At 72.8% G+C, this 20,102-nt stretch carries 19 protein-coding genes; 15 read left to right on the forward strand and 4 right to left on the reverse strand.

Annotation, left to right across the window (positions count from 1 at the left end):
- Window positions 1-94: 94 nt before the first annotated feature.
- The 11 genes from ACIPEQ_RS06250 to ACIPEQ_RS06300 all read left to right on the forward strand — a co-directional run bounded on the left by ACIPEQ_RS06250 (window position 95) and on the right by ACIPEQ_RS06300 (window position 12,076).
- A complete protein-coding gene (locus ACIPEQ_RS06250; protein ID WP_402714505.1) occupies window positions 95-1,288 on the forward strand; it encodes a Gfo/Idh/MocA family protein in 1,194 nt (397 codons plus the stop codon).
- The gene (locus tag ACIPEQ_RS06255; RefSeq protein ID WP_402714506.1) at window positions 1,288-1,989 is read left to right on the forward strand and encodes a ThuA domain-containing protein; all 702 of its coding nucleotides are present in this window, start codon (window positions 1,288-1,290) and stop codon (window positions 1,987-1,989) included. The genes ACIPEQ_RS06250 and ACIPEQ_RS06255 overlap by 1 nt, the downstream gene beginning before the upstream one ends.
- Complete coding sequence (locus tag ACIPEQ_RS06260; RefSeq protein WP_402714507.1) at window positions 1,974-3,086, forward strand: Gfo/Idh/MocA family protein; 1,113 nt, start codon at window positions 1,974-1,976, stop codon at window positions 3,084-3,086. Before ACIPEQ_RS06255 ends, ACIPEQ_RS06260 begins: the two co-directional genes overlap by 16 nt.
- Window positions 3,087-3,190: 104 nt before the next feature.
- The gene (locus ACIPEQ_RS06265; RefSeq protein WP_402714809.1) at window positions 3,191-4,267 is read left to right on the forward strand and encodes a sugar phosphate isomerase/epimerase family protein; all 1,077 of its coding nucleotides are present in this window, start codon (window positions 3,191-3,193) and stop codon (window positions 4,265-4,267) included.
- Window positions 4,268-4,388: 121 nt separating this feature from the next.
- The gene (locus tag ACIPEQ_RS06270; RefSeq protein WP_402714508.1) at window positions 4,389-5,645 is read left to right on the forward strand and encodes an ROK family protein; all 1,257 of its coding nucleotides are present in this window, start codon (window positions 4,389-4,391) and stop codon (window positions 5,643-5,645) included.
- Window positions 5,642-6,688 carry an NAD(P)-dependent alcohol dehydrogenase gene (locus tag ACIPEQ_RS06275; protein WP_402714509.1) on the forward strand — a complete coding sequence of 349 codons (1,047 nt, stop codon included), beginning with the start codon at window positions 5,642-5,644 and terminating at the stop codon, window positions 6,686-6,688. The genes ACIPEQ_RS06270 and ACIPEQ_RS06275 overlap by 4 nt, the downstream gene beginning before the upstream one ends.
- A gap of 169 nt (window positions 6,689-6,857) precedes the next feature.
- Window positions 6,858-8,237: an MFS transporter gene (locus ACIPEQ_RS06280; RefSeq protein WP_402714510.1), complete on the forward strand. Its 1,380-nt coding sequence runs from the start codon at window positions 6,858-6,860 to the stop codon at window positions 8,235-8,237.
- Between the two features lie 35 nt (window positions 8,238-8,272).
- Window positions 8,273-9,700, forward strand: coding sequence for a bifunctional UDP-N-acetylglucosamine diphosphorylase/glucosamine-1-phosphate N-acetyltransferase GlmU (glmU, locus tag ACIPEQ_RS06285; RefSeq protein ID WP_354026439.1), 1,428 nt, complete (start codon window positions 8,273-8,275; stop codon window positions 9,698-9,700).
- A gap of 55 nt (window positions 9,701-9,755) precedes the next feature.
- Window positions 9,756-10,733 carry a ribose-phosphate diphosphokinase gene (locus tag ACIPEQ_RS06290; protein WP_126892446.1) on the forward strand — a complete coding sequence of 326 codons (978 nt, stop codon included), beginning with the start codon at window positions 9,756-9,758 and terminating at the stop codon, window positions 10,731-10,733.
- Between the two features lie 46 nt (window positions 10,734-10,779).
- The gene (locus ACIPEQ_RS06295; protein ID WP_402714511.1) at window positions 10,780-11,565 is read left to right on the forward strand and encodes a putative protein N(5)-glutamine methyltransferase; all 786 of its coding nucleotides are present in this window, start codon (window positions 10,780-10,782) and stop codon (window positions 11,563-11,565) included.
- A 28-nt stretch (window positions 11,566-11,593) separates the two neighbouring features.
- Complete coding sequence (locus ACIPEQ_RS06300; protein WP_402714512.1) at window positions 11,594-12,076, forward strand: GNAT family N-acetyltransferase; 483 nt, start codon at window positions 11,594-11,596, stop codon at window positions 12,074-12,076.
- Here the strand turns inward: ACIPEQ_RS06300 and ACIPEQ_RS06305 are convergent.
- Complete coding sequence (locus ACIPEQ_RS06305; protein WP_402714513.1) at window positions 12,063-13,664, reverse strand: molybdopterin-dependent oxidoreductase; 1,602 nt, start codon at window positions 13,662-13,664, stop codon at window positions 12,063-12,065. The genes ACIPEQ_RS06300 and ACIPEQ_RS06305 overlap by 14 nt on opposite strands.
- Before the next feature lie 167 nt (window positions 13,665-13,831).
- Here ACIPEQ_RS06305 and ACIPEQ_RS06310 point away from each other — a divergent pair, with 167 nt between their 5' ends.
- Entirely contained in the window at window positions 13,832-14,518 is a 687-nt protein-coding gene (locus ACIPEQ_RS06310; protein ID WP_402714514.1) for a hypothetical protein, read from the forward strand.
- Window positions 14,519-14,590: 72 nt separating this feature from the next.
- Here the strand turns inward: ACIPEQ_RS06310 and gndA are convergent, their stop codons facing one another.
- Window positions 14,591-16,063 (reverse strand): NADP-dependent phosphogluconate dehydrogenase, encoded by a 1,473-nt coding sequence (gene gndA / locus ACIPEQ_RS06315; protein ID WP_402714515.1) that lies wholly within the window; start codon window positions 16,061-16,063, stop codon window positions 14,591-14,593.
- Between the two features lie 113 nt (window positions 16,064-16,176).
- On the opposite strand from gndA, the gene ACIPEQ_RS06320 reads away from it, so the two are divergent.
- Window positions 16,177-16,716, forward strand: a complete 540-nt coding sequence (locus ACIPEQ_RS06320; RefSeq protein ID WP_126890985.1) for a gluconokinase — start codon at window positions 16,177-16,179, stop codon at window positions 16,714-16,716.
- Here the strand turns inward: ACIPEQ_RS06320 and ACIPEQ_RS06325 are convergent.
- On the reverse strand, window positions 16,703-16,948 hold the full coding sequence (locus ACIPEQ_RS06325) for a hypothetical protein (protein ID WP_402714516.1): 246 nt from the start codon (window positions 16,946-16,948) through the stop codon (window positions 16,703-16,705). The two genes, ACIPEQ_RS06320 and ACIPEQ_RS06325, sit on opposite strands and share 14 nt — an antisense overlap.
- 216 nt (window positions 16,949-17,164) lie before the next feature.
- Here ACIPEQ_RS06325 and ACIPEQ_RS06330 point away from each other — a divergent pair, with 216 nt between their 5' ends.
- Together ACIPEQ_RS06330 and ACIPEQ_RS06335 are read left to right on the forward strand one after the other, a co-directional pair.
- Window positions 17,165-18,595: a histidine kinase gene (locus ACIPEQ_RS06330; protein ID WP_402714517.1), complete on the forward strand. Its 1,431-nt coding sequence runs from the start codon at window positions 17,165-17,167 to the stop codon at window positions 18,593-18,595.
- Window positions 18,592-19,290 (forward strand): response regulator, encoded by a 699-nt coding sequence (locus ACIPEQ_RS06335; RefSeq protein WP_402714518.1) that lies wholly within the window; start codon window positions 18,592-18,594, stop codon window positions 19,288-19,290. Before ACIPEQ_RS06330 ends, ACIPEQ_RS06335 begins: the two co-directional genes overlap by 4 nt.
- On the opposite strand, the gene ACIPEQ_RS06340 is transcribed toward ACIPEQ_RS06335, so the two are convergent.
- Window positions 19,291-19,797 (reverse strand): class I SAM-dependent methyltransferase, encoded by a 507-nt coding sequence (locus ACIPEQ_RS06340; protein ID WP_402714519.1) that lies wholly within the window; start codon window positions 19,795-19,797, stop codon window positions 19,291-19,293.
- Window positions 19,798-20,102: the final 305 nt, after the last annotated feature.

Genomic DNA, 20,102 nt, shown 5'->3' on the forward strand with positions numbered 1-20,102 from the left:
GGGTCACCGTTCGTCGTCGAAACAAAATGTTGCCGCGCCCAACATAAGCGGTAGGGTGGATCCTGGCAACACCGGATCGCAAAGGAGCGAGTGGATGGCACAGGACGGACACGGACCGGGACGACTGCGCGTCGCCATGGTCGGGCACGGCTTCATGGGGGCGGCGCACTCCCAGGCGTGGCGGACCGCACCGCGGTTCTTCGACCTCGGCGTGGAGCCCGAGATGGCCGTGGTCGTCGGCCGCGACGCCGAGCGCACCGAGGCCGCGCGGCGGCAGTACGGCTGGCAGACCGCGTCGACCGACTGGCGGCAGGTGGTGGCCGACCCGGACATCGACGTCGTCGACGTCGTGTCGCCGGGGTCCTCCCACGTCGAGGTCGCGATCGCGGCGCTCGAGGCCGGCAAGCACGTCCTCTGCGAGAAGCCCCTCGCCAACACCGTCGCCGAGGCCGAGGCGATGACCGCCGCCGCCGAGGCCGCCGCCGAGCGCGGGGTCCGCGCGATGGTCGGCTTCAGCTACCGCCGCGTCCCCGCCATCGCGTTCGCCCGCCAGCTGGTCGCGGACGGGAGGATCGGCACGGTCCGCCAGGTCCGCGCGCTCTACCTGCAGGACTGGTTGGCCGACGAGGACGGTCCGATGACGTGGCGCCTGGACAAGGCGCTCGCCGGCTCCGGCTCGCTCGGCGACATCGGTGCGCACGCGATCGACCTCGTCGAGCACGTCACGGGCGCACAGCTCGCCACCGTGTCCGGCACGCTCGAGACCTTCGTGCACGAGCGTCCGCTGATGGCCGAGGGCGTCGGGCTCTCCGGCACTGCGTCCAGCGAGCGTGGGCAGGTCACCGTCGACGACGCCGCGTTCTTCCTCGGCCGTCTGACCGGCGGCGCTGCCGAGGGTGCGATCGGCACCTTCGAGGCCACGCGCTACGCGACCGGCCGGAAGAACGGCCTGACGCTCGAGGTCAGCGGGTCCGAGGGTGCGATCCAGTTCGACCTCGAGTCGATGAACGAGCTGCGTCTGTACGAGTCGTCGGCGCCCGCGGGGGAGCAGGGCTTCCGCCGCATCCTCGTCACCGAGCCGGAGCACCCGTGGATGGCCGCGTGGTGGCCGACCGGGCACCTCATCGGCTACGAGCACACCTTCAGCCACCAGGTGACGGACTTCGTGCGGGCGATCGTCGCCGGCACCGACCCGCAGCCGTCGTTCGCGGACGGGCTGCACGTGCAGCGGGTCCTCGACGCGGTCGAGCGCAGCGCAGCCGACGGCAGCACCTGGACGGCGATCTGATGGCCGACACGACGAAGCGAGCGCTGGTCGTCCGTGGCGGGTGGGACGGGCACATGCCCGTCGAGACCACCGACCTGTTCGTCCCGTTCCTCCGCGACAACGGCTTCGACGTCCACGTGTCGGACTCGACGGCGGTGTACGCCGACGCGTCCGTGATGGCGGACGTCGACCTGGTCGTGCAGGTCGTGACGATGTCGACCATCGCCGACGACGAGTTCGCCGGGCTCCAGCAGGCGGTGCTCGGCGGTGCCGGGCTCGCCGGCTGGCACGGCGGGATCGCGGACGCGTTCCGGAACACCGCCGACTACCTGCACATGGTCGGCGGCCAGTTCGCGCACCACGCGGGCAAGCACCCGTCGGAGCGCACCGGCGAGCAGTCCGACAACTACATCCCGTACACGGTGCACATCACCGAGGCCGGGCACGAGCACCCGATCACGCAGGGCATCGAGGACTTCGACCTCGTGACCGAGCAGTACTGGGTGCTCTCCGACGAGTACAACGACGTGCTGGCGACGACCACGCAGGAGGCCCGGGACTTCGACGCCTGGAACCGTCCGGTCACCGCACCGGCGATCTGGACCCGCCAGTGGGGCGAGGGGCGCGTGTTCGTCTCGGCACCCGGGCACCGGCTCGAGGTCGTCGAGTCGCAGCCGCTCCGCACGATCATCGAGAGGGGACTCCTGTGGGCAGCCCGATGAAGGTCGGTGTCGTCGGGGTCGGCGTCATCAGCCAGCAGTACTTCGAGCACTTCCCGGCGCTGCCCGGCCTCGAGCTCACCGCCGTCGCGGACATCGACGTCGACCGGGCGCAGTCGGTCGGCGGGACGCAGGGTGTGCGGGGGACGAGCGTCGACGAGCTCATCGCCGCGGACGACGTCGACGTCGTGCTCAACCTCACGATCCCCGCCGCGCACGCGGAGATCGCCACCCGGGCACTCGAGGCCGGCAAGCACGTGTACGGCGAGAAGCCGCTCGCCATGTCGACGGCCGAGGCGCAGCCCGTGCTCGACCTCGCGCGGCGCTCGGGCCTGCGGGTCGGCAGTGCGCCGGACACCGTGCTCGGCACCGGGATCCAGACCGCACGGGCCGCGCTCGACGACGGCCTGATCGGCAGCCCGGTCGGGGCCGCGGTGTCGTGGTCGGCGCCCGGGCACGAGCTCTGGCACCCGGCGCCCGCGTTCTACTACCAGCCCGGCGGCGGTCCGCTGCTCGACATGGGGCCGTACTACCTGACGAGCCTCGTGTCGTTCTTCGGTCCGGTCCTCCGGGTCAGCGGTGCCTCGACCCGCTCCGACCGCGAGCGCACCATCGCGACGGGTCCCGCCGCGGGCACCCCGCTCCGGGTGGACATCGACACGCACGTGGTCGCCGTCCTCGAGCACGTGAACGGTGTCGTCTCGACGGTGACCGTGTCGTTCGAGGTCTGGGCCACCCGGGCGCCGCTGTTCGAGGTGTACGGCACCGCGGGCACGCTCGGCGTCCCCGACCCGAACCGGTTCTCCGACACGGTGTCGATCGCCGTCGCCCAGGGGGGAACAGCACAGCCCCGCGAGTGGCGGGACCTGCCGACGAGCGCGGGGTACGCCGACGCCGGACGCGGGTACGGCCTGGCCGACATGGCGCACGCGGTCGCGACCGACCGACCGCACCGGGCGTCGGGGGAGCTCGCCTTCCACGTGCTCGAGGTGATGGAAGCGGTGTCGACCGCCGCCCGCGAGCACACCGTGGTCGAGGTCCGGTCGCGCGTCGACCGTCCCGACACCGTGCCGGCGGGCGCCACACCCGGGTCCTGGTGAGCCAGACTCAGCAGCAGCAGCAGCAGCAGCAGCAGCAGCAGCAGCAGCAGCAGCAGCAGCAGCACGACGCGACACGACACGACAGGCGAGGAAGGACGACGACGATGACGACGACGGACGGAACCGGCGAGACCGAGGTGGGCAGCGCCTCCAGGCCGGACGGCGGCGGACGGTCGACCAGGCCGGTGACCCTGTTCACCGGGCAGTGGGCGGACCTGCCCTTCGAGGAGGTCGCGCGCCTTGCGGGGGAGTGGGGCTACGACGGGCTGGAGATCGCCTGCTGGGGCGACCACCTGGACGTGCGGCGCGCCGCGACGGACCCGGAGTACGTGGCAGACCGGAAGGCGGTCCTCGAGCGCAACGGGCTGCAGGTCTGGACGATCGCGAACCACCTGACCGGGCAGGCCGTGTGCGACGACCCGATCGACCAGCGGCACGAGGACATCCTCGCGCCGCACGTGTGGGGCGACGGCGACCCCGAGGGCGTCCGGCAGCGGGCCGCCGAGGAACTGCAGTGGACCGCCCGTGCGGCGGCCGCGCTCGGGGTGACCACCGTGACCGGGTTCTCCGGGTCCTCGATCTGGAAGACCGTCGCCGGGTTCCCGCCCGTGCCGCCGGCGATGATCGAGGCCGGGTACCAGGACTTCCACGACCGCTGGTCGCCGATCCTCGACGTCTTCGAGGAGGTCGGCGTCCGCTTCGCGCTCGAGGTGCACCCCTCCGAGATCGCCTACGACTACTGGACGGCGAAGCGGGCGCTCGAGGTGTTCGCCGACCGGCCGTCGTTCGGGTTCAACTTCGACCCGTCGCACTTCGTGTGGCAGGACCTCGACCCCGCCGCGTTCCTGCTCGACTTCGCCGACCGGGTGTACCACGTGCACTGCAAGGAGTCGGTCAAGCAACTCGACGGCCGCAACGGTCGACTCGGCTCGCACCTGCCGTGGGGCGATCCCCGTCGCGGGTGGGACTTCGTGTCCGCCGGGCACGGCGACGTGCCGTGGGAGCGGGTGTTCCGCGTGCTGAACCACATCGGGTACGACGGCCCGACGAGCGTCGAGTGGGAGGACGCCGGCATGGACCGACTCGTCGGCGGCCCCGAGGCGCTCGCCTTCGTGCGGAAGCTCGGCACCATCGCCCCGCCCGACGCCGCGTTCGACGCCGCGTTCTCCCGCTCGCGCTGAGCGCCCGCCCGGGTACGCGAGACTCGGTCTCAGCGACGTTCCTCGTCCCGACCGGCGCGAGGAGGGTCGCTGAGCACGAGACTCGCGCCGCCGATCCACATCACCACCACGAGGAGGACCCATGGCCCGCACGGCCACGACCACGCCCGGCAACGTCGCGCGGGTCCTCCGCATCGTGCACGAGAGCGGACCCGTCACCCGCGCGGAACTCACCCGACAGACCGGGCTGAACCGCTCGACGGTGCTCGCCCTGGTGGGGGAGCTCGTCGAGCGGGGTCTGGTGCACGAGGAGTTCCCGGCCGCCGGGACCGCGGGAGCCGACCGACCCGCCGGGGTCGGGCGGCCGAGCGCGGTCGTCCGGGCATCCGGCGACGTCGTGGCCGCCGCGGTCACCGTCGAGATCGACACCGTCGCGGTGGCACTCGTCGCCCTCGACGGCACCATGCGCGACCGGCTCGTCGAGCCGCAGCCCAGCGTCCCGAGCGCGGCCGTCGCGGTCGACGCCGTCGCCCGGCTGCTCGACGTCCTGACCGGACGGGCGGCCCCGGAGCTGCAGCTCGTCGGCGTCGGCGTCGCCGTCCCGGGCATCGTCCGGGTCGAGGACGGGGTCGTCCGCGACGCCCCGCACCTCGGCTGGCGGGACGAGCCCTTCGCCGGACCCCTCGCCGAGCGTCTCGGGCTACCGGTCCGCGCGGCGAACGACGCGAACCTCGGTGCCTGGGCCGAGCGGCTCTACGGCAGTGCGCGCGGTGTCGACGACCTGGTGTACCTGAACGGCGGCGCGAGCGGCATCGGTGGCGGGATCGTCAGCGCCGGCCGACCGTTCAGCGGTGCCGACGGGTACGCGGGCGAGCTCGGGCACACCTTCGTCGCGGCGAACGGCATCCGCTGCCACTGCGGGGCGATCGGGTGCCTGGAGACCGAGGCCTCGCGCGGCACCCTGACCGCCGTGACCGGCACTCCGCCCGACGACCTCGACGCCCTCGCCACGGCGCTGGCCGCGGGGCACGACGCGGTCGATCGGGTCGTCGACCGACAGGTGACCGCGCTCGCGACGGCGATCCGGAACGCCATCCACACCGTCGACCCCCAGGTCGTCGTGCTGGGCGGGTTCCTCGGGGTGCTGCTCGGGCACGTCGGGGACCGCGTCGAGGACGACGTCCGGGCGCAGACCATGGCGGCGATGACCGACCGGCTGCGCATCGTGCCCGCCGAGCTCGGGCGGGACGTCCTGGTGCGCGGCGCGGCCGAGCTCGGGTTCGCCGACCTGCTCCGCGACGGGGCCCTCCCGACCACCAGCGGCGCGGCAGCCGCCCCCGCCACCGACCACACCACATCCGACCGCGAGGACGCGGTCGAGGAAGCGAGATCCGCATGAGCACCACCCCCGACACCCAGCGCGCGAGCGTCCTGCTCGGCACCGAGGACCTGACGATCGAGGACCGCCCCGTCCCCGCGGTCGCCCCTGGTGACGTCCTCGTCCGCGTCGCCGCCGTCGGCGTCTGCGGCTCCGACGTCCACTACTACCGCCACGGCCGCATCGGCGACTTCGTCGTCGAGGAGCCGCTCGTCCTCGGCCACGAGCTCTCCGGCACGATCGCCGCGGTCGGCGAGGGCGTCGACCCCGCCCGGATCGGCGAGCGCGTCGCCGTCGAGCCCCAGCGCCCCTGCCACCGCTGCGCGCAGTGCCTGGCCGGCCGCTACAACCTCTGCCCGCACATGCGGTTCTACGCGACGCCCCCGGTCGACGGTGCCTTCGCCGAGTACGTCACGATCGAGGCGGAGTTGGCACACACCCTGCCCGACACGGTGTCCTTCGAGGCGGGTGCACTGCTCGAACCGCTGTCCGTCGGCATCGCCGCGGCGCGCAAGGCCGGCATCGTGCCCGGCTCGTGCGTCCTCATCGCCGGCGCCGGACCGATCGGCGTCATCTGCGCCCAGGTCGCGCGGGCGTTCGGCGCGACGCGCGTGGTCGTCAGCGACCTCGTCCCCGAGCGCCGCGAGCGTGCGCTGTCCTTCGGCGCGACCGAGGTGGTCGACCCCGTCGCGGTGGACGTCACGTCGGACATCGTCCCCGTCGACGCGTTCATCGACGCCAGCGGTGCGCCCCGTGCCGTGTCGGACGGCATCAAGGCCGTCGGGCCCGCCGGCGCCGCGGTGCTCGTGGGCCTCGGCAACTCCGAGATGGTGCTGCCGGTCGAGCACATCCAGAACCTCGAGGTGACGGTCACCGGCATCTTCCGCTACACGAACACGTGGCCGGTCGCGATCGGTCTCGTCGCGTCGGGCCAGGTCGACCTCGACGCGCTCGTCACCGGCCGCTTCGGCCTCGACGAGGTCCGGGATGCCCTCGAGAGCGACACCGACCCGGCCTCGCTCAAGTCCGTCGTGTACCCGAACGGGGTCCCCGCGGGCGCGTGAGGACGCGAGTCGACGTGCGCGACGCGGGTCGCGCCCGTCCGGTGACCGCTCGACGGACGGGAGGCGCGGTGCCGGCGGGTGCCGACCCTCCCGTCCGGCGTTCGGTCACCACGGCGAGCCGTGGCCGGGTCGTCCCCGCCCGGTCACCACGACGCGCTACGGTTCGGCCATGACCGCGACACCGGCGGCGGCAGTGCCGCAGCGCACCGACCGGCGGGCCCTCGTGTCCTGGGCACTCTGGGACTGGGGGTCCTCGGCGTTCACCGCCGTCGTCACCACGTTCGTCTTCAGCACCTACCTGGCGAGCCGGGCGTTCGTCGACCCGCGGCTCGTCGCTGCCGAGGACTCCTCGGCGGCCGCGGCGCAGGCGGTCGAGCGGGAGCTCGCGCACAACGCGGCCACGGTCTCGACGGCACTGACCCTCGCGGGGATCGTCGTCGCGCTCGTCGCGCCCGCGGTGGGGCGGCTCGCCGACTCCTCCGGGCACCGCCGCCGGTCCGTGCTCATCGGCACGATCGGTGTCGCGCTGTCGATCGGGGCGATGGTCTTCGTCGCGCCCGAGCAGCCGTACCTGGTGCTCGGCGCAGCGCTCCTCGGCATCGGGACCGTCGCGTACGAGGTCGCGACCGTCGGCTACAACGCGATGCTCGGCCAGGTGGCGTCCGGACCGCAGACCGGGCGCGTGTCGGCGGTCGGTTGGGCGGCCGGGTACTTCGGCGGGATCGTGCTGCTCGTCGTCCTGCTCCTGCTCTGCATCCAGGACTTCGGCACCGAGGGGGTCGCGGGGCTCCTGCAGCTGCCGTCGACCGTGGCGGACGGGTCGTGGGACGTCCGGGTCGCGATCGGCATCGCGGCGGTGTGGTTGGCGGTCAGCTCGGTTCCGCTCTTCCTGACCGTGCCCGAGGCGGCACCGGACCGGTCCCGCACCGGCGGCCTGCTCAGCGCCTACCGCGACCTCGGCCGGCACGTCGCCCGGCTGTGGCGGGAGCGCCGGAACGTCCTGGTCTTCCTGCTCGCGAGCGCCGTGTTCCGCGACGGCGTCGGCGCGGTGTTCACCTTCGGCGGCATCGTCGCCGCGCAGGTCTTCGGGTTCAGTCCGTCGCAGGTGATCCTCTTCGCGATCGCGGCGAACGTCGTCGCCGGCATCGCGACCTTCGCGTCCGGGCGGCTCGACGACCGGTTCGGCTCGCGGGCGGTCATCACGGTGTCGCTCGTCGGGCTCGCGCTCACCGGCATCGGCGTGTTCCTCATCGGGAACGCCACCGCCGGGTTCTGGGTGCTCGGGCTCACGCTGGCGATCTTCGTCGGGCCGGTGCAGTCGTCGTCCCGGGCGTACCTGGCGCGGCTCGCCACCCCGGGCCGCGAGGGCGAGCTGTTCGGCCTCTACGCGACGACCGGGCGGGCGGCGTCGTTCCTGGCACCGGCGCTGTTCGGCATCGCGGTGACGATCGGCGGGTCGACGCGGTTCGGGATCATCGGCGTGGTCGTGGTGCTCGTCGCGGGGCTCGTGCTCATGGCGTTCGTCAAGCGGGAGCCCGCGCGGGCGTGACGCACGGTCGGGGACCATGCGCCAGGATGGAGGACATGACCGACCAGCGGATCGCCGTCGTCGTCCTCGCCGCCGGGCAGGGCACGCGCATGAAGTCGTCCACCCCGAAGGTGCTGCACCGCCTCGCCGGCCTGCCCCTCGTCGCGCACGTGCTGCGCACGGCCGCCTCGCTCGAGCCCGAGCACGTCGCCGTGGTCGTCCGGCACGAACGCGACCGGGTCGCCGCCGAGGTCGCCGAGCGCGCCCCCGAGGCGATCGTGGTCGACCAGGACGACGTCCCCGGCACCGGTCGCGCGGTCGAGGTCGCCGTCCAGGCGCTGCCCGCCGACTTCGACGGCACGGTCGTGGTGCTGTCCGGCGACGTCCCGCTGCTCGACGCCGTGTCGCTCCGCGCGCTGGTGAACGCCCACGTCGGCAACGCCGTGACCCTGGTCAGCGCGATCGCCGACGACCCGACCGGTCTCGGCCGCGTAGTCCGCGATGCGTCCGGCACCTTCGTCGGCATCGTCGAGCACAAGGACGCCACCGACGAGCAGCGCACGATCACCGAGTACAACGCCGGGATCTACGCCTTCGACGTCACGCAGCTGCGTGCCGTCCTGCCGTCGCTCACCACCGCGAACGCGCAGGGCGAGAAGTACATCACCGACGCACCGGCACTCGTCATCGAACGGGGAGGCTCGGTCGACGTCGTGACCCTCACCGACCCCTGGCTCGTGGCCGGCATCAACGACCGCGCGCAGCTCGCCGACGCCGCGCGCGAGCTCAACGCCCGCATCGTCAGACGACACCAGGTCGCCGGCGTCGCCGTGCAGGACCCGGCGACCACCTGGATCGACCTCGACGTCACCATCGAGGCCGACGCCGAGATCCTCCCCGGCACGCAGCTCGTCGGCGCCACGGCCGTCGCCGCCGGTGCCGTGGTCGGGCCGGACACCACGCTGCGCGACACCGAGGTCGGTGCCGGCGCGGTGGTGAACCGCGTGGACGCGACCCTCGCCGTCATCGGCGACGGCGCCTCGGTCGGTCCCTTCGCCTACCTGCGCCCGGGCACGATCCTGGGCGAGCGGGGCAAGATCGGCACGTTCGTCGAGACGAAGAACGCGGTGATCGGCCGCGGCAGCAAGGTCCCGCACCTGTCGTACATCGGCGACGCCGAGGTCGGCGAGGACTCGAACATCGGCGCGAACACGATCACCGCCAACTACGACGGCGTGCACAAGCACCGCACCGAGGTCGGGTCGAACGTCCGCACCGGCTCGCACAACGTGTTCGTCGCCCCGGTTAGGATTGGCGACGGGGCGTACACCGGCGCGGGTACGACCGTCCGCAAGGACGTACCGGCCGGGTCGCTGGCGATCAGCTACGCCCCGCAGCGCAACACCGACGGATGGGTCGAGGAACACCGACCCGGTTCGCCGGCGGCCGAGGCGGCTCGGCGCGCGCACGGCGAACAGATCTGACGGCGGTCGGGTCGATCGAGACGGCCCCGAGCGGGTCAGGGAGTGAGCACCGCACTTGTCCGGAATCAAGACCACGGGCCAGAAACGACTCGTCCTCGTGTCGGGCCGGGCGCACCCGGAGCTCTCGGCGCAGATCGCCGACGAGCTCGGGGTCGACCTGGTGCCGACCGATGCCCGGACCTTCGCGAACGGTGAGCTCTACGCCCGCTTCGACGAGTCGGTCCGCGGCTGTGACGCGTTCGTCATCCAGTCGCACACCGCGCCGATCAACGAGTGGCTCATGGAGCAGCTCATCATGGTCGATGCGCTGAAGCGTGCCTCGGCGAAGCGCATCACCGTCGTCGCGCCCTTCTACCCCTACGCCCGCCAGGACAAGAAGGGCCGTGGCCGCGAGCCGATCTCGGCCCGACTCGTCGCGGACCTGTTCAAGGCCGCCGGTGCGCACCGCATCATGAGCGTCGACCTGCACGCCGCCCAGATCCAGGGCTTCTTCGACGGCCCGGTGGACCACCTGTTCGCGATGCCCGTCCTGCTCGAGCGCTTCCGGGAGATCCTCGACCCGAAGACCCTGACGGTCGTGTCGCCCGACATGGGTCGCGTCCGCGTCGCCGACATCTGGTCGGAGAAGCTCGGCGCCCCGCTGGCGATCATCCACAAGCGCCGCGACCCGCTCGTGCCGAACCAGGTGTCCGTGCACGAGATCGTCGGCGACGTCTCCGGCCGTGTCTGCCTGCTCGTCGACGACCTCATCGACACCGGCCGCACCATCGCCAAGGCGGCGGAGGCCCTGAAGGCCAACGGCGCGACCGGCGTCGTCGTCGCGGCGACGCACGCCGTGTTCTCCGACCCGGCCACCGAGCTGCTGCAGAGCGAGTTCATCGACCGCGTCGTCGTCACCGACACCCTGCCGCTGCCCGAGGACAAGCGCTGGGACCGCCTCGAGGTCCTGCCGATCGCGCCGCTCATCGCCCGCGCGATCCACGAGGTCTTCGACGACGGCTCCGTGACGTCGATGTTCGACGGTGCCGCGTAGTCGGACCGGTCGCGCGATCCGCGTGACCCGACCGTCGAGCTGAGCCGTGCCTCCTGTCCACCCGGCGCACGCCGCGCTGGCCGCCCGACTCCGGTCGGCGGGCAGCGTGTTCGCCGAGGACGAAGCCGACCTGCTGCTCGAGGCCGGTGACGGTGACCCGGTGAAGCTGCGCAGCCTGGTGCAGCGTCGGCTCGCCGGCGAACCGCTCGAGGTCGTGCTCGGCTGGGCCGCGTTCGACGGACACCGCGTCCGTGTCGCACCGGGGGTGTTCGTGCCACGGACCCGCACCACGGTCGTCGTCGAGCAGGCCACAAGACGGTTGCAGCGCTACGACCGGGTCGTCGACCTGTGCTGCGGGGTCGGCGCGATCTCGGTGGCGTTGCTCGGCCGGGTCGGCGCGCTCGACCTGGTCGCCGCGGACATCGACCCGGACGCGGTCGACGTCGCGGCGGAGAACATCGGCGACCGCGGGATCGTCGTCCTGGGAGACCTGTTCGCACCGCTGCCGGAACGGTTCCGCGGAGCCGTCGACGTCATCGCGGTGAACGCGCCGTACGTGCCGTCGGAGGCGCTGGCGACCATGCCGGCCGAGGCGCGGGAGCACGAGCGACTCGTCGCGCTCGACGGAGGCCCGGACGGGCTCGACGTGCACCGGCGGGTGGCCGCGGGAGCGGGGGAGTGGCTGCGACCGGGCGGCGCGGTCGTCATCGAGGTGTCGTCGACCCAGGCGCCGGTGTCCGGCGCGGTGTTCGAGGGCTCGGGCTTCAGCGTGACGATCGAGTCCGACGACGAGGTCGAGGGGACCTGCATCGTCGCGGAGCTCCCCGCCTGACGCCCCTCGGCCGCGGTACCGTCTGGGCGTGGAGTACTCGTTCGCACCGCCGACCGCAGCGGAGTTCCAGGCCCTCTACGGCGAGACCGGTTGGGGTGCCTGGGACCCCGAGCGCTTCGCACGGGCCCTGTCCGGCAGTTGGGTGGTGTGCAGCGCGCGGGACGAGGCGGGGCGTCTGGTCGGGATCGGACGCCTGATCAGCGACGGTGCCCTGCACGCCTTCGTCACCGAGATGATCGTGTCGGAGGGCGTCCGCGGCCGGGGTGTCGGAGGCGAGGTGCTCGCCCGGCTCGTCGACGAGGCACGCCGACGGGGCGTCGAGGACGTGCAGCTCTTCGCGGCTCGGGGCCGAGCGTCCTTCTACGAACAGCGCGGCTTCGTCCGCCGGCACGAGGACGGACCCGGCATGGACCTCGACACGGTCGTCGCGACACCCGGTGCCCGTGGCGACGGCGACGGCGACGGCGACGGGGACGGGGACGATCACACTGACGGGGTCAGCCGGCGCTGACCTGCACCGTGTGCCACCCGGTCGCACCGTTCGGGGCCGGCGGCCGTTCGACGCTCGTCTGCACCTGGCCGTCGGCGCTCACCGCCCGGACCCGGATAGTGTGCGAGCCGGCGTCCGGCGTCCAGCGGTACACCCACTGCCGCCAGGTGTCGGCCGAGACGGAGTCCGCGAGCGTGGCATCCTGCCACGGGCCGTCGTCGATGCGCACCTGCACCGCCTTGACCCCGGTGTGCGGCTGCCAGGCGACGCCGGCCACGGCGACCTGCTGGCCGGCGGTCAGTGAGGCACCGCCCCGAGGGGTGTCGATCCGCGACTCCAGCTTCACCGGCCCGCGTTCGGACCACCCGCGCGGCGTCCAGTACCCCTGGGCGTCGGCGAACCGCGTGACCTCGAGCTCGGTCACCCACTTCGTCGCGGAGACGTAGCCGAAGAGCCCGGGGACCACCATCCGCACCGGGAAGCCGTGCTCGGCCGGCAGCGGTTCGCCGTTCATCCCGATCGCCAGCAGTGCCGCCGTGCCCTCGTCCTGCAGCACGTCGAGGGGCGTCCCGGCGGAGAACCCGTCGATGCTGCGGGAGAGGACCATGTCGGCGCCGTCCTGCACACCCGCTCGGGCGAGCAGTGCACGGATCGGGTAGCCCAGCCACAGGGCGTTGCCGATGAGGTCACCACCGACCTCGTTCGACACGCAGCTGAGCGTGGCCATGTGTTCCTGCAGGGGCAGTGCCAGCAGCTCGTCCCAGGTCAGGACGACCTCTCGGTCGACGGCACCGTGGATACGGAGCGACCAGTCCGCCGGGTCGATCGACGGCACGCGGAGCGCCGTGTCGATGCGGTAGAAGTCGGCGTTCGGCGTGACGTAGGGCGTGATCCCGTCGACGTCGAGCGACGCGCCGGCGGGGACGGCGGGCGCGGTCGTCGCGGCCCGGGGGAGCCGGACGGCGCGTCGCGCGGCCGCCGCGGCCTGCATCGCCGCCGTACCGGCTCGTGATGCTCCGCCGACGACGATCGCCGCGACGGCGGTCGTCGCGCTCCAGACCAGGAAGGCGCGTCGCTCGGTCGCGGCCATGCGGGGCGACGCCGAGGGCACGGCCGCCGCGGCCTCCCACCGACGGAGCCGACGCAGGAGCACGCGGAGCACGACGATCGCCGCGGCGACGCCGAGCACCGTCGGGGCTCCGTCCCAGGTCCCGCTGCCCGAGCGGGTGGTGACGGCGACCAGCGCGAGGACCGCACCGGCCGCGAGGACGAGCGCCCCGAACGGCGGCCGCGCGCGCTCGAGCACACCGGCGCCCGCGCTGATCGCGGCCGTGAGCACGGCCATGAGCACGAAGAGCGCGACCTTGTCCCCGGTGCCGAACAGGCCGACCATCAGGTCCTTCGCCGCCGGGGGAGCGAGGTCGATCACGGCCGAACCGACGGCCACAAGCGGGCTGCCCGCACCGCCGAGCAGCAGCGCGCCGAACTCGGCGACGGCCAGGAACGCGGCGATCGCGATCACACCGCACACGGCCGCGAGCAGCGCCGGGTGCCGGACCCGTGTCGGGGTCGGTGCCTGCTCGGTGGTCGGTGCCGCTGTCGTGCTCACCCGTGCAGCGTAGGTCGGGACCACCGCGGATGGGCTGACAACGTCCGTGGTGGTGGACGACGGTGAACCGCTCCGGCCTGTGCAGGGATCGTGATCGCGACGGGTTCGTCGACCGTTCACGGCGCCGGGACAGCGCGCCCGACCGGAGCCGTGCGAGGATCGGGATCGTGTTGGACCGACCAGACCGCCTGCCCCGCCGCGGTCGCGCGCGGCGGTCGCGCACCGCGTGGACGGCCGATCGACGCTTCGCGGTCCTGCGCTGGAGCATCGTCGGCGTGTGGACGGCGCTCCTGGTCGGTCGGATCGTCGTCGTCTCGACGGCGCCGCAGACCGACCTGACGTTCTTCGGCGTCGCCGAGCTCGTCGCGGTCTCCGTCGGGATGGCGGGTGTCGTCGTCGCGGTCGTGCGCGCCCGGGCGATCCGCCGTCGTCGTGCCGACGAGGCACTCGCGTCCGCGATCCGTCGCATCGACCCGACCGTCTGGTTGGTGCCGGCGGCGCCGACGCCGGAACTGCGGCGGGACGTGCAGCGGGCCCGGCCCGAGACCACCCTGGGCGAGCGGGTGACCTGGGCGTTCGGGGCCACCGAGGCGTCGCTGTGGGAACTCGAGGAGCGTCGGGCGACCCGTCTGCTCGTGATCCGCTGGAGCCGCATGGTGCACGTGGGCGTCGAGGACGTCCTGGGGGAGCGGACTGCGAGCGCCGTGGCCGTGCACTACGTCCGACCGGACGACACCGCCGCCGTCGCCACCTTCTTCGTCCGCTCGTCGCCCGGGTCCCGTCGGTTGCTCGGACGGGGCCCGAGACTCGAGCGGCTCGTCGCCGACCTCGCACGGGAGCGCATCGTCGCCTGACCTCGACCGCCGGACGGCAGCAGGCCCCGTCGAGCGACGGGGCCTGCTGTCGTGTCCGGGTCAGAGCGCTGATCAGTGCGTGGACGGTTCCTGCTCGACCTCGCGGCGGCCGTCCTCCGACCACAGCGTGTGGAAGGTGCCGTCCTTGTCGACGCGCTGGTAGGTGTGCGCGCCGAAGAAGTCACGCTGCCCCTGGATGAGTGCAGCGGGCAGGCGGTCGGAGGCGAGCGAGTCGAAGTACGCCAGCGCGGACGAGAACCCGGGGGCGGGGATGCCCGACGCTGCGGCGATCCCGACGATGCGACGCCACGCCGCCTCGCCCTCGGCGACGGCGTCCGCGAAGTACGGGTCGACCAGCAGGCTCTCGAGCGAGGGGTTCTTGTCGTACGCCTCGACGATGCGGTTGAGGAACTGGGCACGGATGATGCAGCCACCGCGCCAGATCTTCGCGACCGCGCCGAGGTCGATGTCCCAGTCGTACTCCTTCGCCCCGGCGATGATGAGGTCGAAGCCCTGCGCGTACGCGACGACCTTCGACGCGTACAGCGCGGCGCGGACGTCGTCCTCGAACGTGTCGGGCACGTCGACGACGTCCGGGCGGCTCGTCACCGACTCCTGGACGGCTGCGCGCTGCGACGGCTTCGACGACACCGCGCGGGCGAAGACCGCCTCGCCGATGCCGGAGACGGGGATGCCGAGTCCGACGGCGTTCTGCACGGTCCACACACCGGTGCCCTTCGACCCGGCCTCGTCGCGGATGACGTCCACGAGCGGCTTGCCGGTGTCGGCGTCCTGCTGCTTGAGGACCTCGCCCGTGATCTCGATCAGGTAGGACTCGAGGTCGCCCTCGTTCCACTTCTCGTAGATCTGCACGAGCTCGTCGACCGAGTGCCCGCCGGCGCGACGGAGCAGGTCGTAGGACTCGGCGATCAGCTGCATGTCCGCGTACTCGATGCCGTTGTGGACCATCTTGACGAAGTGGCCGGCGCCGTCGGTGCCGATGTGCGTCACGCACGGCTCGCCCTCGGCCACCGCGGCGATCGACTTCAGGATCGGCCCGAGGGTCTCCCACGCCTCGTCCGAGCCGCCGGGCATGATCGACGGGCCCTTCAGCGCGCCCTCCTCGCCGCCGGAGATGCCGGTCCCCACGAAGTTGAGGCCCTTCTCGCGCAGGTCGTGCTCGCGGCGGATGGTGTCGTGGAAGTTCGCGTTGCCGCCGTCGACGATGATGTCGCCTTCCTCGAAGCGCTCGGCGAGCTGCTCGATGACGGCGTCGGTGCCCTTGCCGGCCTGCACCATGATGATGGCGGTGCGCGGCTTCGACAGCGACGCGACGAAGCCGTCGATGTCCTCGGACGCGATGAACCCCATGTCGCCGTGCTCGTCCATGAGCTCCTGGGTGCGTGCGTAGGTGCGGTTGTACACCGCGACCGTGTTGCCCTCGCGCGAGGCGAGGTTGCGGGCCAGGTTCGAGCCCATCACCGCGAGACCGACGACGCCGATGTTCGCCGTGCCGCCGTCGTCGTGCTGTTCGTTGTCCGCCACCTGAGTCTCCTTCGTCCTGACGTGTCGCGGCCCACCGTACGACCGACACCTTGGGTCGGCACGGGTGTTCCGGCAACTGGGGACGGGAAGCGGACGACCCGTACTGTGGAGGGATGACCGACCACGACGTCCTCCCGCCCGTGCTCGTGATGGGCGTCTCCGGCTCCGGCAAGTCCACCGTCGGCCAGGCGCTGGCCGACGCCCTCGCCGAGCAGGGCCAGCCGAGCACGTTCGTGGACGCCGACGACCTGCACCCGGCGGCCAACAAGGAGAAGATGCGGCAGGGCACTCCGCTGACCGACGAGGACCGCTGGCCCTGGCTGGACGCGTGCGCGGCCCGCATCGCCGAGGTGCAGGCGTCCGGCCACCGGTGCGTGATGGCGAACTCCGCGCTGAAGCGGGTCTACCGCGATCGGCTCCGCAGCTCGGCGCCCGACCTCGTCATCGCGTTCCTCGACGGGTCGCACGACCTCATCGCCGAGCGCCAGGCCCACCGCCACCACGAGTACATGCCGTCGTCGCTGCTCGACTCGCAGTTCGCGACCCTCGAGCGGCCGCAGCCCGACGAGACCGCCGTCGCGGTGTCGATCGAGGGCTCGGTCGACGACACCGTGGCGACGATCACGTCGGCGCTGTCGGTCACTTCCGGCTGAGCTCGGCGAGCCGCGAGCGGTACTCGTCCGCGTCGATGTCGCCGCGGGCGAACCGGTCGGCGAGGACGGCCCTGGCGTCGGACCGTGCCCGCCAGCTGCCGCGGCGCAGCGCGCCGAAGACGACGGCGGCGGCCAGGAGCACGAGCACGAAGAACGCCGGGAACAGGAAGAAGGGCGGGCTGCCGTGCCCGTACGGGCCGACGGCGGCGATGGTCGAGAGAGCGGTGTGCACGGTTGCCTCCTGGGCGGTTCGTGTCGCCCGGTCGGGCGACGATCCAAGCGTCCGGTACGGAGGCTCGTCCCGCGTCCGCCGCGGAGGCCGACTCCGGCCTGCTCCCGCAGCGGTACCGCCGTCCCTCCTGCACAGGCGGCTACTCCCGCGGGAGTAGTCCACACCTCCTGCCAGCGCCCGACGCCGTGGCACCCGTCCGACCCTAGGCTCGGACCCATGCACCGCACCCCCACCGCCTCGGCCGAGGCAGACGACGACCAGCGAGACGGCGTCCGCCGCTTCGCCCGGTTCGGTCGGGTGCTGCCGGTCGCACTCGTGCAGATCGTCGGGACGCTGCTGGCAGCGCGGTTCCCGACCGGTCCGACGGACGCCGTCGGTCCTCGCGGCGGCCCGCCCTGGGCGTCCCACGTCCTCGGCTCATCCGTCGTCGACGCGGCGGTCCCGGGCCCGCTCGCGATCGCGCTCCTGGTCGCCGGGGTCGTCGTCCTGCCGTGGCGCTGGCGGTGGCCGACGGCAGTCCTGCTGGTCACGCTCGGGACGACGATCGGCTACGCCCTGCTGGTGAGTCCACGGGGTCCGTTCGTGGCCGCGCTGACCATGGCCGCGGTGAACGCGTGGCTGCGGGGACGTCGCACCGCCGCGGGCGTCGCGCTCGGACTGGCCGTCGCGGTGCTGCCGACCGCCGACGCGGTCCTCGGTCGGACGCCCGCCCGGAACCTCGACGCGGGCTTCCTCGCCGTCGCCTGGGCGGCCGTCACCCTGTCGGTGGCCGAGCTCGTCCGGGTCCGTCTCGAGCGCGTCGCGGAACGACACCGCCGACGGGCTGCTGCGGAGCAGGAACGTGCGCGTGACGAGCGCGTCCGCATCGCCCGTGAGCTCCACGACTCCGTCGCGCACAGCATGTCGCTCATCAACCTGCAGGCCGGGGTCGCGCTCCACCTGGGGGCTGCACTCCCCGAACAGACGCGCAGCTCGCTCGCCGACATCCGTGACACGAGTCGCGAGGCCCTGGTCGAGCTCCGGACCATCCTCGGCGTCCTCCGATCGGTCGACCGCCCCGGTCGCCCCGGCGCTGACGGTTCGGACGAGCCGGACGGGTCGGACGCGTCGGACGAGTCGCTCGACAGCGGACCGCTCGGACGTGGCCCCCTCGACGGCGAGTCGTCCCACGGCTCAGCGGACCGGCACCCCGTCCCCGGTCTCGACCGCCTGGAGGACCTGGTGGTGCGGGCTCGTGCGGCCGGGGTGGACGTCACCGCGGACGTCGACGGTGACCGGACGCTGCTGGACCGCACCACCGACCGCACGGCGTTCCGCATCGTGCAGGAGTCGGTGACGAACGTGATGAAGCACGCGCCCGAGCACCGCGCGCGCATCGCCGTGCGGGTCGCCGCGGACGTCCTCGAACTGTCCGTCGAGGACTCCCCGTCACCGGCCCACGACACCAGCGTGGATCGGACGTCGCCGCTGCTCGGGCCGTCGGGCAACGGCCTCATCGGGATGCGCGAGCGGGCCGCGGCGGTCGGTGGCACGCTCTCGGCCGGGCCGACGTCGGACGGGGGCTGGCGGGTCGCCGCTCGTCTGCCGAACACCGCGACAGCGACCGGGCGGGTGCACCGCGAGAACGGGACCCGGGAACGATCGTGACCACCACCTCCACCTCCTCCACCGACGACGTCATCCGCGTCGTGCTCGTCGACGACCAGGTGCTCATCCGGGCCGGCCTCCGCGCGCTCGTCGACGCCGAACCCGGCATGACCGTGGTCGGCGAGGCCGGTGACGGTGACGAAGCCGTCGACACCGTCCGACGGGAGCGTCCCGACGTCGTGCTGATGGACATCCGCATGCCGGGCACGGACGGACTCGTCGCGACCCAGCGCATTTCGGCTGACCCGGACCTGGGCGGCGTGCACGTGGTGATCCTCACGACCTTCGAGGAGGACTCGTACGTGTTCGAGGCGATCCGTGGCGGTGCGGCGGGCTTCCTCGTGAAGGACACCGAGCCCGCCGAACTGCTCCGCGCGGTGCGCACCGTGCACGCGGGGGAGTCCCTGTTGTCGCCGGGGCCGACGCGGTCCCTCGTCGCCGCCTACGCCACGCACGCGAAGCCCGCGGCCCTCGCCCCCACGCTCGACGTGCTCACCGAACGCGAACGCCAGGTGATGCAGCTCGTCGCCCTCGGCCTCACCAACACGGAGATCGCCGAGCGGCTCTTCGTCAGCCCGATGACCACGAAGACCCACGTCTCCCGCGCCATGATCAAGCTCGGCGCCCGCGATCGCGCGCAGCTGGTGGTCTTCGCCTACGAGACCGGACTGGTCACGCCGGGGTGGCAGCCGTGATCACGTCCGGTGCGCCACGACGGCCGCGTGCGGACGTGCCCCCTTGCCGGTCCTCCGGTTCACGGAGTCGACCGTGAAGCCTGCGTCCTCGAGCGCAGTGACCATCCGGTCCACGGGCCATCGGTGGGCGGTCGTCACCGCGTGGTCGAACGGCTCGAGCGACGGGCCCTCGAAGAAGCCGACGAGCAGCCCGCCTCCGGGGGCCAGGATGCGGTGGACCTCAGCGAGCGCGACCGGTACCCGGTCCGGGCGGTGGTGCACGAGCGAGTACCAGGCGAGCACACCGCCGACACCACCGTCGGGCAGACCGACCGCCTCGATCGTCCCGAGTCGGAAGTCGACCTCGGGGGCGGCGGCCCGTGCGAGCCCGACGAAGCGCGGGACGGGCTCGATCCCGATGACGTCGTGGCCACGGCGGTCCGGGGCCGCACCCGACGTCGAGCAGGAGCCCGGGCGTCGCGTCCGCCCAGGCCTCGACGAGTGTCCGGTCGTCGGGGTGGACCGCACCCATCGACCCGAGGACGTCGGCGTACTCGTCCGCTCGGTCGCCGTAGGCAGCCACGACCCGGTCGACGTCGGGCACCGTCGCGCTCGGGACGTCCGGAGTGCTCTCCGCGGTGTGTTCCACGACTCGACGGTACCGACGGCCACCGACCTGCCGACATCGACCTGCCGACATCGACCTGCCGACATCGACCTGCCGGTACCGACCTGCCGACATCGACCTGCCGCTGCCGACTAGCCGCTACCGACCAGCCGCCCCGGAGCGTTCGTTCCGTCGGATCCGAGGCGCGTGCCGCTGGTCCGGCCCA

It is taken from the genome of Curtobacterium sp. NPDC087080 (assembly GCF_044745105.1).
Taxonomy (GTDB): domain Bacteria; phylum Actinomycetota; class Actinomycetes; order Actinomycetales; family Microbacteriaceae; genus Curtobacterium.

Excerpts from the sequence above, each read along its gene's own strand:
- ACIPEQ_RS06330 (WP_402714517.1), top strand. The coding sequence starts at position 17,165 with ATGCACCGCACCCCCACCGCCTCGGCCGAGGCAGACGACGACCAGCGA.
- glmU (WP_354026439.1), top strand. The coding sequence starts at position 8,273 with ATGACCGACCAGCGGATCGCCGTCGTCGTCCTCGCCGCCGGGCAGGGC.
- ACIPEQ_RS06270 (WP_402714508.1), top strand. The coding sequence starts at position 4,389 with ATGGCCCGCACGGCCACGACCACGCCCGGCAACGTCGCGCGGGTCCTC.
- ACIPEQ_RS06280 (WP_402714510.1), top strand. The coding sequence starts at position 6,858 with ATGACCGCGACACCGGCGGCGGCAGTGCCGCAGCGCACCGACCGGCGG.
- ACIPEQ_RS06265 (WP_402714809.1), top strand. The coding sequence starts at position 3,191 with ATGACGACGACGGACGGAACCGGCGAGACCGAGGTGGGCAGCGCCTCC.
- ACIPEQ_RS06255 (WP_402714506.1), top strand. The coding sequence starts at position 1,288 with ATGGCCGACACGACGAAGCGAGCGCTGGTCGTCCGTGGCGGGTGGGAC.
- ACIPEQ_RS06250 (WP_402714505.1), top strand. The coding sequence starts at position 95 with ATGGCACAGGACGGACACGGACCGGGACGACTGCGCGTCGCCATGGTC.
- ACIPEQ_RS06320 (WP_126890985.1), top strand. The coding sequence starts at position 16,177 with ATGACCGACCACGACGTCCTCCCGCCCGTGCTCGTGATGGGCGTCTCC.
- ACIPEQ_RS06275 (WP_402714509.1), top strand. The coding sequence starts at position 5,642 with ATGAGCACCACCCCCGACACCCAGCGCGCGAGCGTCCTGCTCGGCACC.